Genomic DNA, 11,826 nt, shown 5'->3' with positions numbered 1-11,826 from the left:
CCGCGTCGAGTTGCGCGTGCGCCTGCGGCGCGGCGGTTTGGGCACCGACATGGGCACCGACATGGGCGCGGATCATCGCCCGCAACGACATATAGAGCGCCAGCCCCGGCGCCAGACCGGCATCGCCGGTGCGGGCGACATAGCGGTTGAGCACACGGTTGGCCGCGGTGCGGCCGGCACGGTAGGCCAGATCCATCAGAAGAAAGGCGATGTCGTAACCGAGATCGATCGTGGCGAGGGCATCGTCGAATTCAAGCGCGTCGATCAGGGTGGGGCGGCCCTGCCAGAGACAGATGTTACCCAGGTGCAGATCGCCATGGGCATGGCGGATGCGGCCCTCGGCGGCGCGACCGGCCAGCCAGCGCCGCCGCGCCCGGGATTGCGCGCGCGCCGCATCGTGCCAGGCGGCGATGCCCTGAACCGGCAGCGATGTGACGCCCGCCGCCGCGACATTGTCGGCGATGATCCTGTCGATCACCGTTGGCCAGTCGCGCAATGCAGGAAATTCGGGCGGGGCGGGCGGTGCCAGTGCTGCGTGGAAATTGAAAACAGCGTCGGCCAGATCGTCAAGCACGGCGTCGGACAGGGCATGCGCCGCCGCCATGGCGTCGAAAAACGCCGATTGCGGAATCCGCGCCATTTCGAGCACCCAATCGACCACGGGGGCCGTATCGGCGCTGGCCTCCGCGAGGGTCAACCCGCCGTTCGGCAGGCGGCGCACCGCGTGGATCGCCCGGTAAATCGCCGGCGCGGTGCGCCGGTTCAGCGCGAACTCGCGCGCCACCATGCGATGCCGCGTCGCGATGGCGGAAAAATCGAGATAGGGCAGACGCACCGCCTTCTTCAGCTTCCACGCCCGGTCGCCGCCGAGGAACACCGCCGAGATATGGGTCTCGATCGGCGGCGCGCCGGTCAGGGCGGTCAGGAACGCGGCAACCTCAGCCTGTTCGGCGGGGATCGTCACCGGCGCCGTACCGGTTGCTCACCCGACCTTGAGATGATCGACGACCTCGGTGACCCCCTGGATCGCCCAGGCCGCGTTTTCGGCGGTCCGGCGTTCGGTCCAGGCCTTCACCTTGCCGCTCAGCGTGACACGCCCTCCCTCAACCGCGATCTTGATGCCCGAGGAATCGAGCTCGGCGTTGCGCCGATAGGCGGACATGATCCGGTCGTGCACATCGGCGACGGTAACCGGTGGGTGAACCGTGATCAGATTGGTCACCCCGACCACCCCGGCAAGATGGTGAACCGCATCGACCGCGGCCTGGCGCTGATGCTGGGATTTGACGTCGCCGCTCAGGGTCAGCCAGCCCTGCTCGACCGTGATGCGCACCGCATCCGCCGGGAGATAGACGCTCCAGGCCAGGATATTGGCGGCGCGGCGGGCGATGTCATCGTCATCCAGGTCAGGCTCGGCCGGCGGGCGGACCTCGATGTCGGCGGCGATCGCCCGCACCCCTTTGACCCGGCCTGCCGCCCGTTCGGCGGCAAGTTTTTCGGCGTAGCTGCCGACATGGCCGGTCAGGGTCACGACGCCACCGCTGACCGCGACGCCGATGCCGGCCGCTTTCAGCCCCGGTTCGAATTCCAATTCGTCCTCGACATCCCGACGGAGATCAAGATCATTGACGTAACTCATGACGACTCCCCTTTCAGAGTGATAATGCTAGACGAGCATCGTAGCGGTGCTGCGGGCGCGCGTCGTTGATATATCTCAACGGCTACCGCGACGGGGCCGGGCGGGCACTCGCATTGAGGTGATCGTCGGCTTGACCTGGATCAACGACAATCGTCACGATCCCTGACTACGTGGCCCTGACTACGTGGGTTTTTCATTCAAAAAATCGGAGGTTACGATGAGTACGTTATTCGAGCCGAAGCGCTTGAGCGAGCTGACCAGCGCATTTTCCGGCGCCAGCCTGTCGCCCGTGCTGTTCGAGCAATTCACCAGCGGCATGATGCGGATCGCCGAGGCTGAGTTCGCCCTGCTGCAAGCCGTCACGCAGGCGCAGTTCGGCATGCTGGAGGCGATGATGCGGGCGGGCAGCGCCGCCACGCATCGTCCGCCGGCGCGCCCGGCTGAGCGGTCTGCCCATGAGGTCAAGCGATCCGAACACGTGGTGGCCTGACGCGATGCCGGGACCCGCGGTGACGCCGATCGTTGATTTGAGCGGCAAGATCGGGCTGGTTCTCGGGATCGCCAACGAACATTCGATCGCGGCGGGTTGCGCGCGTCGCTTCGCCGAGGCGGGCGCGCAGCTTGCCGCAACCTATCTGAACGAGAAGGCCAAGCCGTTCGTGGAGCCGGTGACCAGCGCCCTGCCCTGTACGCTGCTGCTGCCGTGCGACGTGCGCGAGCCCGGCGCGCTCGAGGCGGTGTTCGCCGCGATTCGAACGGCGCATGGCCGACTCGATTTTCTGCTGCATGCCATGGCCTTTGCGCCGCGCGATGATCTGCATGCCCGCGTCACCGATTGTTCGGCGGCGGGGTTCGCGATGGCGATGGACGTGTCGTGCCATTCGTTCATTCGCTGCGCACGCCTCGCCGAGCCTTTGATGCCGGACGGCGGGGCGTTGCTGAGCGTGAGTTTTTACGGATCGGAACGGGTGGTTGAGCACTATAATCTGATGGGTCCGGTCAAGGCGGCGCTGGAATCGAGTGTGCGCTACCTCGCCGCCGAGCTGGGGCCGCAGCGCATCCGGGTCAATGCGCTCTCGCCCGGCCCGATCGCGACCCGCGCGGCCAGCGGGATCGACCGGTTCGACGAGCTGCTCGACCGCGCCGCCAGGGATGCCCCCGAACACCAGCTTGCCACGATCGAGGATGTCGGTGCCCTTGCCGCCTTCCTCGCCAGCGATGCCGCCGCGCGGATCACCGGCACGGTCATTCCGGTCGATGGTGGCCAGCATATTATGGCGTGACCAGCGCCGAACAGGAGATTTGCCCATGAGCACCGATATCAAACGCGCCAAACCCGCCGCAAGCAAGCCGATACCAGCCGCACCCCGTGCGGTTGCGCCACCGGCGCCGATCACGCGCGAGCGGGTTTCGACCACCGATGCGATCGACCGTGCGCTGCACGCCGCGGAAGCGAAATTCACCGCCGGACTGTCCCCGGCGGGGTTGGCGCTCGCCATGCGGGATTGGGCGGCGCATTTGGCCAACCAGCCGGCGCGGCGGATGGATCTGGCGCGTCAGGCGATGGAGGATTGGGCCGCGATCGGGCGGATCGCGCTGGGGTTAGAGGAAGCGCAGACCGAACCGACCGATGGCGACCGGCGCTTCACCCATCCACGCTGGCAGGATATGCCCTACCGGATCTACAAGGAGCAGTTCCTGCGCACCGAACGCTGGTGGCACGACGCGACCACCGGCATCGCCGGGGTCGATCCGGCGCATGAGCGCATCGTGAGTTTCATGGCACGCCAGGCGCTCGATGCGATGGCGCCGACCAATTTCCCGGCGATGAACCCCGAAGTCGCCGACGCGGCGCGCGCCAGCGAGGGACAATCGATCCGCGAGGGATTGAAGAACCTGATGCAGGACACCGCGGTCGCGCTGCGCAAGCAGGTCGATCTGCCGCTGAAACCGGGGCGGGACGTGGCGGTGACGCCGGGCAGCGTGGTCTATCGCAACCGCCTGATCGAGTTGATCCAGTATGCGCCGACGACCGCGACCGTGCGGCCGGAGCCGCTGCTGATCGTGCCGGCCTGGATCATGAAATATTATATCCTCGATCTGTCGCCGCAAAATTCGCTGGTCCGCTATCTGACCGGCCAGGGCTACACCGTGTTCATGATCTCCTGGCATAACCCGACCGAGGCGGATCGCGACATCGGGCTTGATGAGTACCGCGCCGATGGCGTGATGGCGGCGCTCGATGCGGTGAGCGCGATCACCGGGGCGGCAAAGATCCACGCCGCCGGCTATTGCCTGGGTGGCACGCTGCTCTCGATCGCCGCCGCCGCGATGGCGCGCGATGGCGATAACCGCCTCGCCTCGCTCGCGCTGTTCGCCGCCCAGACCGATTTCACCGAAGCCGGCGAGTTGCAATTGTTCATCAGCGAGGCGCAGCTGGCGTTTCTTGAGGACATCATGTGGCGGCAGGGTTATCTGGACACCACGCAGATGGCCGGCGCGTTCCAGATGTTGCGCTCGAACGATCTGATCTGGTCGCGGATGATCCGCCGCTATTTCATCGGCGAGCAGGAGCACCCGAACGATCTGATGTCCTGGAACGAGGATGCGACGCGGATGCCCTACCGGATGCACGCGGAATATCTGCGCCATCTGTTCCTGCACAACGACCTCGCGGAAGGGCGGTTGCAGGCAGGCGGCCGGCCGGTGGCGATCGGTGATATCGACACGCCGTTTTTCGTGGTCGGCACCGAGCGCGACCATATCGCGCCCTGGCATTCGGTGTACAAGCTGCACCTGCTCAATCGCGGGCCGCTCACCTTCGTGCTGACCTCGGGGGGCCATAATGCCGGCATCGTGAGTGAACCGGGCCATCGGAACCGCCATTTCGCCCTGCAGTTCCGCGCGCCGGGCGCGCGCTATCTCGCACCGGAAGACTGGCAGCGGGAAGCACCGGTCAAGGAGGGGTCCTGGTGGCCGGAATTCGTGAGCTTCCTCGATACGCGCTCGGGCGCGCCCGTGGCGCCGCCGCCGCTGGGTCGCGAGGCGGCGGGCTATCCGCCGCTCGACGCGGCGCCGGGCCATTACATCCACGAACGTTGAGGATTGCCGCATGGATTCTCTTGCCCGCATGCCGTTGACCGCCGGGACGATCGAGAACCGCGTGTTCGATGAGATCGCGATCGGCGACACCGCCTCGGTCAGCCGGACGTTGACGCTCGATGACATCGCGCTGTTCGCCTATATTTCGGGCGACATCAACCCTGCGCATCTGGACGCGGATTATGCCCGCACCGACATGTTTCATCACATCATCGTTCACGGGATGTGGACGGCGGGGCTGATCTCGGCGGTGCTGGGGACGAAACTGCCGGGTCCCGGGACGATTTATCTGGATCAAAGCCTGCAGTTCCGCGCGCCGGTGGCACCGGGTGACACGATTACCGCAAGCGTCACCGTGACCGAGCGGGTTGTGGAGAAGCACCGGCTCAGCCTCGATTGCCTCGCCGTCAATCAGAACAATGTCACTGTGCTGCGCGGCACCGCGATCGTGCAGGCGCCGACCGAGAAGATCAGCCGTCCGGCGATGGCGCTGCCGGAGGTGCGGTTGAGCCGGCATGAGCGGTTCAATGCGCTGCTCGCCGAGGCGAAATCACGCGGTCCCTACACCACGGCCATCGCGCATCCGTGCGACGAGGTGAGTTTGCGCGGCGCCCTCGATGCCGCCGCCGCCGGGTTGATCATTCCCATTCTGGTCGGGCCGGTCGCGAAGATCCAGGCCGCCGCCACCGCGGCCGGGCTGGATCTGACCGGGGTGCGGATCGAGGATGCGCCGCACAGCCACGCCGCGGCCGCCCGCGCGGTGCAACTGGTGCGCGAAGGAGCGGCGAAACTGCTGATGAAGGGCGCGCTGCACACCGATGAGCTGATGCATGAGGTGATGCGGGCGGAAAACGGCCTGCGCACCGGGCGGCGCCTGTCGCATGTGTATGTCATGGACGTGCCCAGCTATCCGCGCCCGCTGCTGGTGACCGATGCCGCGATCAACATCGCCCCGGACCTCGCGACCAAGGCCGATATTGCGCAGAACGCGATCGATCTTGCCCATGCGCTCGGTATCGAGACCCCGAAACTCGCCGTGCTGGCGGCGGTGGAGACCGTCAATCCGGCGATGCCATCGACGCTCGATGCCGCCGCCCTGTGTAAAATGGGCCAGCGCGGCCAGATCACCGGCGGCATCATCGATGGACCACTGGCGTTCGACAATGCGGTCAGCCCGCTGGCGGCGGCGGAGAAACACATCGTCTCACCGGTTGCGGGACAGGCCGATATTCTGCTGGTGCCGGATATCGAGGCGGGCAACATGGTGGCCAAGCAACTCACGTTTCTCGCCGGCGCCGATGCCGCCGGCGTTGTGGTGGGGGCGCGGATTCCGATCATTCTGACCAGCCGTGCCGATAATGCGTCGGCCCGGCTTGCCTCCTGCGCCGTCGCGCTGCTGATGGCGGCGCATGGGCCTGGTTGATCATGTGCGAATTACTCGGCATCTCGGCCCGCCTGCCGACACGGATGACCCTGTCGATGTCACGCCTGGCGGCCCGCGGCGACCCCGCGCGCGCGCTGGGTGATGGCTGGGGGGTCGCTCTGCATGACGGGGCCGATGCCATGGTTGTTCGCCGTCCCGAACCGGCAAAGCAGAGCGCGTGGATGCGCGCGGTGGAATCCGCGCACCAGCCGACCGCGCTGGCGATCGCGCATATCCGCCGCGCCACCCAGGGTAGCGTCGCGTTGCGTAACACCCAGCCGTTCTGCCGCGAACTTGGGGGGCGGCTGCATGTTTTTGCGCATAACGGCAACCTCCCTGCCCTGCTCGAACAGCCGGGCCCGACCGACGCCCGGTTCCAGCCGATCGGGGATACCGATTCCGAGGTGGCGTTCTGCACGCTGCTTGAACGTCTGGCGTCGTTATGGGCGGGCGGGCCACCCAGTCTTGCCGCACGGCGGCGGGTGATCGGCGATTTTGCCGCCGCGCTGCGCACGCTCGGTCCGGCGAATTTTCTCTACACCGATGGCGACACCCTGTTCGCCCATGCCGACCGGCGCACCCAGGCCGATGGCCAGATCGCGCCGCCCGGTCTGGTCATGGTGACCCGAAGCTGCGCCTGCGACAGCGAAGCCGAGGTTGCACCGGTCCTGCATCTGAGCCCGACCGACACGACCCAGACGGTCGTGATTTTGGCCAGCGCCCCCCTGACCGAGGAAACTTGGACCCCGCTGCCCGCCGGCACGCTGATTGCGGCGCGGGCCGGCGCCATCATCACGGATCATTGATCTCGATCAATGACGGCGTTGCCGGAACGCTGCATGGAGAGAGGCATGATTGGAAAGCGATTTTGATGGAGGCGGCGCACGGGCCAGAGACTGAGAGCGGCTTGGGTCCCTCGATTTACGCGATTCCGCTGAGCGGGTCCTCGACGATGCCGCGGCAATTGCTCACGGTCGATGAACGGCGCAAACTGGCGTTGATCGCCTCGATCCGGCGGTTTTCGCCCGGTGAGTTCCTGTTTCACGAGGGTGAGCCTGCGACCGTCATTTTCAACATCATCGCGGGCGTGGCGAAATCGGTGTCGTCGCTCGAAGATGGGCGGCAGGCGGTGGTCGCTTTCTTTTTCAGCCACGATCTGGTCGGCATGTTCGAGGCCAGCCGCTATGCGCAATCGACTCAGGCGGTGACCGCGCTGACCGCCTACTGCCTGCCGATCGATGCGCTGGAGCGGATGCTGCGACACGATCCGAATTTGCAGCTCCATTTCCTGTGCAAGGTCTCGCACGAATTGCGCGCCGCCCAGCATCAGGCCATCGCGCTCGGCCGCTATGGCGCTTTGCAGAAAATCGGCCTGTTCCTCGATTTCCTCGATCGCCACCCCGACATGCATACCGACGATGACGATCGGATCACCATCCCGATGGATCGGGCCGATATTGCCGACCATGTTGGCCTGACGATTGAAAGCGTCAGCCGGATGTTGCAGCAATTGCACCGCACCGGCGTCATCCAGCTCGATGGACGGCACCGATTCCGCATCATCAATCGGTGCGCGCTCAACCGCCTGATCAGCGGGGCGATGGCGACGGACGCCACGCTCGACGCCTTTATACCCGAACACAACCACAGCAACGGACACACATCATGATCGAAAACTGGCAAGCCCTGATGACCGAGATGGACCAGGGCGTGCGAGACCTGCGTGACGTCAACCCCGAGGTCATGAAAGCGTTCAGCAGCCTCGCCAAATCGGCCCATGGCGGCACCGCGCTCGATCATAAGACCAAGGAACTCATCGCCCTGGCGATCGGCGTCGCGACCCGCTGCCAGCCCTGCATCGCCTACCACGCAAGGGACGCCGCCCGCGCCGGGGCCACGCGGGCCGAAATCGCGGAAACCCTCGGCATGGCGATCTATATGGGCGCCGGTCCCTCCGCCATGTACGCCGCTGAAGCCCTCGAAGCGTTCGACAAATGCCAGGAGTGACCGGATCGGCCGGTGCAGGAGGTCAGGGAGGCTGAGGGCGCCTAGAGCGTTATGCTTTCAGCGTAACGCTCTGGCTCCGTGTTTTTCGAGCGATTTCATGCGATGACGTTGCCGCCGTTGCGTCAACTTAATCGCATATCGCTTTAGTTCTATGTTTTTTCGAGCGATTTCATGCGATGAAGTTGTCGCTGTCGCGTCAACTTAATCGCATATCGCTCGAACGCCTCGCCTCGATCCGATCCCAGATCGCCGCGGCCAGATCGGCGCCGCCGAAGCGCGCCACCTGCTGGATGCCGGTTGGTGATGTCACGTTGATTTCGGTCAGGTAGTCGCCGATCACGTCGATTCCGGTGAACAACAGGCCGCGTTCCTTCAGTGTCGGGCCGATTCGCGCGCAGATTTCGCGATCACGCGCGGTCAGGGTCGTTGGTCGCGCCACGCCGCCGGCATGCATGTTCGAGCGGGCATCGCCCTCGACCGGGACCCGGTTGATCGCGCCCAGCGGTTCACCGTCGATCAGGATGATCCGCTTGTCGCCGGCGCGCACGGCCGGCTCGTAGCGCTGGATCATCAGCGGCTCGCGCGAGATGCCGAAATGCAGATCCATCAGGGCGCCGAGATTCTCGTCATCGGGCTTGATCCGGAAAATCCCGGCGCCGCCGTTGCCGAAGAGCGGTTTGACGATGATGTCGTTATAGCGGGTCCGGAAATCGCGCACCGCCGCCCTGTCCCACGCGATCATGGTTGGTGGCATCAGATCGGGAAATTCCATCACGAGCAGTTTTTCCGGTGCATTGCGCACCGAAGCCGGGTTGTTCACCACCAGCGTGCGGGGATGGATATGCTCAAGCAGATGCGTTGCCGTGATATAGGCCATGTCGAACGGCGGGTCCTGGCGCATCAGCACTACGTCCATGCCGGCGAGATCGACGATTTCGGCGGCTCCGGCGTTGAAATGCGCGCCACGTGCGCGCTGCACGGTTACGGGCCGCACCGTGGCCCGCAGCACGCCGGCTTCCAGCCACATGTCACGCACGAGATAGTGCCACAGCTGATGGCCGCGACGTTGGGCTTCCAGCATCAAGGCGAAGCTGGAGTCTCCATCGATGTCGATGCTTTCCATCGGGTCCATCTGAACCGCGACTTGCAGACCGTTCATGCGCCCTCCGCTCCCTGTTGGGCGCATCCTCTATCAGGAGGCGCGGTTCTGTTCCAGACTGGCGACGCAGGAGGTCGCGGACACGCCGTGCGGCATCGGCATCGCGGCACTGACCTGAGGCACACCGCCGGGACCGGGATAGAGGATCACGTTCAATCGGCATACCGGCGAGTCATAGAGCCATACCTGCGCCGAGCCATCGACCCGTTGCAGCGCCGGCCGGCCGAGATCGGCGCGCAGCCGCGTATCCGTGGTGCCGACCAGCGTCACCGGGACCAGCGCCTGATCGGCGCCGATGACGGTTTGGCGCGGGGTCGCGCTGCATCCGGCCAGAGCGAGGGCCATCAGGGCCATCACAGCGCAACCGGTTGATTTCATTCGGTCTGGGCGGCACCTTCGGTGATCATTTCGATCCGGCCGGTGATCTGGCCGCCATCTTCGACCTGGAGTCGCCGGCAGCGCGCGGTGCCGAGGACCCGACCGGTGGCGCGCACGATCAGGGCGTGGCGCGCCGTTAATGTACCATCGATCGTGCCGGCGATCTCGGCTTCCTCGACCTCGACCTCGCCCTTGAACACGCCGCCCTGGGCGATCGACAATTCAGTGGCGTTGATCATGGTCGCTTCAACGGTGCCTTCCACGACCAGGCGTTCGGCATCCTGCACCACGCCTTGCACGCTGATGCCGCGACCGACCACCAGGGTACGGCGCTCAGCCGCATCGGGCGTGCGGCCCATGGGTGGGCGGAAACTCGCGCCGGTCATTGGCGAGACGGACGGGGTGGGCGGTGTCGCGGTCGGCTGGGTGGGAGCGAAAGGGGATCGTGCCATGGGCGTCTCCTGTGCGGTCGGCGTTTCGGCGGGAAATGGGGTCGCTTCCGAAGTGGCGGGGCGGAATGGCGGCATGCTCAACCCGTCGTCGGTCGGTACGGTTTGAATGCCGCCCTCGGTCGGCTTCGGCTGGGTCGGCTGCTCGTCGCGTTTTCTGAAACTGATCACGGAACCTCCACTCGCATCGCGCTGAGCGGAGCTAGCACGGCCGCCGCGCCACCGACAATGCGCCCGAGGCAGAAAACCCATGGTTATCCCCAAGGTTCCGCAACCCGATCGAGTTGCCGATCTGCAATCCGGCCGCCATCTCGCGTGCTGGAGTTGGCACGCCTCCGCCCCGATGATAGGCAGGGATCATCCCCATTTGAACGGACCCTTACCATGGCTGCGCTGCGCTACGACATCATCGGCATCGGCAACGCGATTGTTGATGTGTTGGCCCTGACCGACGATGATTTTCTCGATCGTCACGACATGCGCAAGGGCGCGATGGCGCTGATCGACGCCGCCACCGCCACCCGGATTTCCGCAGCGATGCCGGCGGGCAAGACCGCATCGGGCGGCTCGGTCGCCAATAGTTGCGCCGTTGCCGCAGGCCTGGGTGCACGGGTCGCGTTTCTTGGCAAGGTCGCCGATGATGCGCTGGGCGCCGCCTTTGCCGCCGATTTGCGTGACATCGGGGTTGATTTTCCGTCGAGTGCGGCCAACGGCGGCGCCCCGACCGCGCGTTGCCTGATCCTTGTCACGCCGGACGGCCAGCGCACGATGAACACCTATCTGGGCGCCTGCGTCGATTTTTCCGCCGCCGATCTCGATGCCGAGGCGATCGAAGCCGCCGCGATCCTCTATCTTGAAGGCTATTTGTTCGATCCGCCGCAGGCGAAGGCCGCGTTCCACGCCGCTGCCCGCCTGGCGCGCGCCGCGGGCCGCAAGGTTGCGCTGTCGTTGTCGGATGCGTTCTGCGTCGATCGTCACCGCGCCGGGTTTCTCGACCTGCTTGGCAGCGTTGACATTCTGTTCGCCAACGAGGCGGAAATCTGTGCGCTGTTCGAACAGAACGATTTCGACAGCGCGGCCAATGTCGCGGCGCAGACCGTGCCGCTGGCGGTGCTGACCCGCAGCGAGGCCGGCAGCGTGATCATCGCCGGGGCGACGCGCCACCACGCCCAGGCCGTGGCGACACAGGTGATCGATACCACCGGCGCCGGTGATGCCTATGCTGCGGGGTTTCTGACCGCGCGGGCGCGTGGGCTGTCGCTCGAAGCCTGCGCGCAGCTCGCCAGCGCCGCCGCCGCCGCCGCGATCGCGCAGATCGGCGCGCGGCCGGATGCCGCAACCCTGGCCGCGCTCGCCGCCGCCTGAACGACCTTCGGTTGCGGCGCGGCGAAAATTCCTCCCGCGCCAAAACGCCCGGCGATCCGTTAACCATCCGTCAATCTTCTTCTGCCTATATCGTTGCATGACCATCCGAGGCGATGCTTTTCCCCGAAGCAGCGACCTCAAGCCGGGAAAAGCCTGGCATCATGCGATTTATCATCGCCGTCACCGGGTCACCCGCGCGGCAGAAGGAGACTTGACCATGCTCGACTACACCAGGACCTGGCTCGCCGTGCGCGGCATCACGCTGTTCAACGACAAACGCGCTGTCACGGCGCTGGAATACGGG

13 protein-coding genes are annotated in these 11,826 nt (G+C 65.7%); 8 read left to right on the top strand and 5 right to left on the bottom strand.

Features of this window, described 5'->3' with window-relative positions:
• Positions 1–964 (bottom strand): phosphotransferase (locus ACP5E6_RS03840; protein WP_427951920.1); only part of this gene is annotated, 964 nt, incomplete at its 3' end.
• Between the two features lie 18 nt (positions 965–982).
• Positions 983–1,639 (bottom strand): BON domain-containing protein, encoded by a 657-nt coding sequence (locus ACP5E6_RS03835; protein ID WP_427951918.1) that lies wholly within the window; start codon positions 1,637–1,639, stop codon positions 983–985.
• Positions 1,640–1,856: 217 nt separating this feature from the next.
• Between ACP5E6_RS03835 and ACP5E6_RS03830 the strand changes: the two genes are divergently transcribed.
• From ACP5E6_RS03830 to ACP5E6_RS03800, 7 genes are all read left to right on the top strand, one after another.
• Positions 1,857–2,129 carry a hypothetical protein gene (locus ACP5E6_RS03830; RefSeq protein ID WP_427951915.1) on the top strand — a complete coding sequence of 91 codons (273 nt, stop codon included), beginning with the start codon at positions 1,857–1,859 and terminating at the stop codon, positions 2,127–2,129.
• Between the two features lie 4 nt (positions 2,130–2,133).
• Entirely contained in the window at positions 2,134–2,922 is a 789-nt protein-coding gene (fabI, locus tag ACP5E6_RS03825; protein WP_427951912.1) for an enoyl-ACP reductase FabI, read from the top strand.
• A gap of 25 nt (positions 2,923–2,947) precedes the next feature.
• Positions 2,948–4,741: a PHA/PHB synthase family protein gene (locus tag ACP5E6_RS03820; protein WP_427951909.1), complete on the top strand. Its 1,794-nt coding sequence runs from the start codon at positions 2,948–2,950 to the stop codon at positions 4,739–4,741.
• Positions 4,742–4,751: 10 nt separating this feature from the next.
• Entirely contained in the window at positions 4,752–6,164 is a 1,413-nt protein-coding gene (locus ACP5E6_RS03815; RefSeq protein ID WP_427951906.1) for a bifunctional enoyl-CoA hydratase/phosphate acetyltransferase, read from the top strand.
• 2 nt (positions 6,165–6,166) lie between these two features.
• A complete protein-coding gene (locus ACP5E6_RS03810) occupies positions 6,167–6,970 on the top strand; it encodes a class II glutamine amidotransferase (RefSeq protein ID WP_427951903.1) in 804 nt (267 codons plus the stop codon).
• Positions 6,971–7,071: 101 nt separating this feature from the next.
• Entirely contained in the window at positions 7,072–7,833 is a 762-nt protein-coding gene (locus ACP5E6_RS03805) for a Crp/Fnr family transcriptional regulator (RefSeq protein ID WP_427951900.1), read from the top strand.
• Positions 7,830–8,171 carry a carboxymuconolactone decarboxylase family protein gene (locus ACP5E6_RS03800; RefSeq protein WP_427951897.1) on the top strand — a complete coding sequence of 114 codons (342 nt, stop codon included), beginning with the start codon at positions 7,830–7,832 and terminating at the stop codon, positions 8,169–8,171. The genes ACP5E6_RS03805 and ACP5E6_RS03800 overlap by 4 nt, the downstream gene beginning before the upstream one ends.
• A gap of 196 nt (positions 8,172–8,367) precedes the next feature.
• Here ACP5E6_RS03800 and gshB read toward each other — a convergent pair whose 3' ends face one another.
• Genes gshB through ACP5E6_RS03785 form a run of 3 tightly spaced genes read right to left on the bottom strand, consistent with a single transcriptional unit; the run spans position 8,368 to position 10,160 of the window.
• Positions 8,368–9,330 carry a glutathione synthase gene (gene gshB, locus ACP5E6_RS03795; RefSeq protein WP_427951895.1) on the bottom strand — a complete coding sequence of 321 codons (963 nt, stop codon included), beginning with the start codon at positions 9,328–9,330 and terminating at the stop codon, positions 8,368–8,370.
• A 33-nt stretch (positions 9,331–9,363) separates the two neighbouring features.
• Positions 9,364–9,675, bottom strand: coding sequence for a hypothetical protein (locus ACP5E6_RS03790; protein WP_427951893.1), 312 nt, complete (start codon positions 9,673–9,675; stop codon positions 9,364–9,366).
• Between the two features lie 29 nt (positions 9,676–9,704).
• Entirely contained in the window at positions 9,705–10,160 is a 456-nt protein-coding gene (locus tag ACP5E6_RS03785; RefSeq protein WP_427951950.1) for a bactofilin family protein, read from the bottom strand.
• A gap of 381 nt (positions 10,161–10,541) precedes the next feature.
• On the opposite strand from ACP5E6_RS03785, the gene ACP5E6_RS03780 reads away from it, so the two are divergent.
• Entirely contained in the window at positions 10,542–11,522 is a 981-nt protein-coding gene (locus ACP5E6_RS03780; protein WP_427951891.1) for an adenosine kinase, read from the top strand.
• The last annotated feature ends 304 nt before the right edge of the window (positions 11,523–11,826 follow it).

This window comes from Acidiphilium sp., from assembly GCF_049977125.1.
Classification (GTDB): domain Bacteria; phylum Pseudomonadota; class Alphaproteobacteria; order Acetobacterales; family Acetobacteraceae; genus Acidiphilium.
The sequence above is the reverse complement of the archived record's forward strand: the minus strand, read 5'-3'. Positions and strand labels throughout refer to the sequence as shown.

Coding starts and splice junctions, on each gene's coding strand:
- ACP5E6_RS03835 (WP_427951918.1), bottom strand. CDS start 1,639: ATGAGTTACGTCAATGATCTTGATCTCCGTCGGGATGTCGAGGACGAA.
- ACP5E6_RS03830 (WP_427951915.1), top strand. CDS start 1,857: ATGAGTACGTTATTCGAGCCGAAGCGCTTGAGCGAGCTGACCAGCGCA.
- fabI (WP_427951912.1), top strand. CDS start 2,134: ATGCCGGGACCCGCGGTGACGCCGATCGTTGATTTGAGCGGCAAGATC.
- ACP5E6_RS03820 (WP_427951909.1), top strand. CDS start 2,948: ATGAGCACCGATATCAAACGCGCCAAACCCGCCGCAAGCAAGCCGATA.
- ACP5E6_RS03815 (WP_427951906.1), top strand. CDS start 4,752: ATGGATTCTCTTGCCCGCATGCCGTTGACCGCCGGGACGATCGAGAAC.
- ACP5E6_RS03810 (WP_427951903.1), top strand. CDS start 6,167: ATGTGCGAATTACTCGGCATCTCGGCCCGCCTGCCGACACGGATGACC.
- ACP5E6_RS03800 (WP_427951897.1), top strand. CDS start 7,830: ATGATCGAAAACTGGCAAGCCCTGATGACCGAGATGGACCAGGGCGTG.
- gshB (WP_427951895.1), bottom strand. CDS start 9,330: ATGAACGGTCTGCAAGTCGCGGTTCAGATGGACCCGATGGAAAGCATC.
- ACP5E6_RS03790 (WP_427951893.1), bottom strand. CDS start 9,675: ATGGCCCTCGCTCTGGCCGGATGCAGCGCGACCCCGCGCCAAACCGTC.
- ACP5E6_RS03785 (WP_427951950.1), bottom strand. CDS start 10,160: ATGGCACGATCCCCTTTCGCTCCCACCCAGCCGACCGCGACACCGCCC.
- ACP5E6_RS03780 (WP_427951891.1), top strand. CDS start 10,542: ATGGCTGCGCTGCGCTACGACATCATCGGCATCGGCAACGCGATTGTT.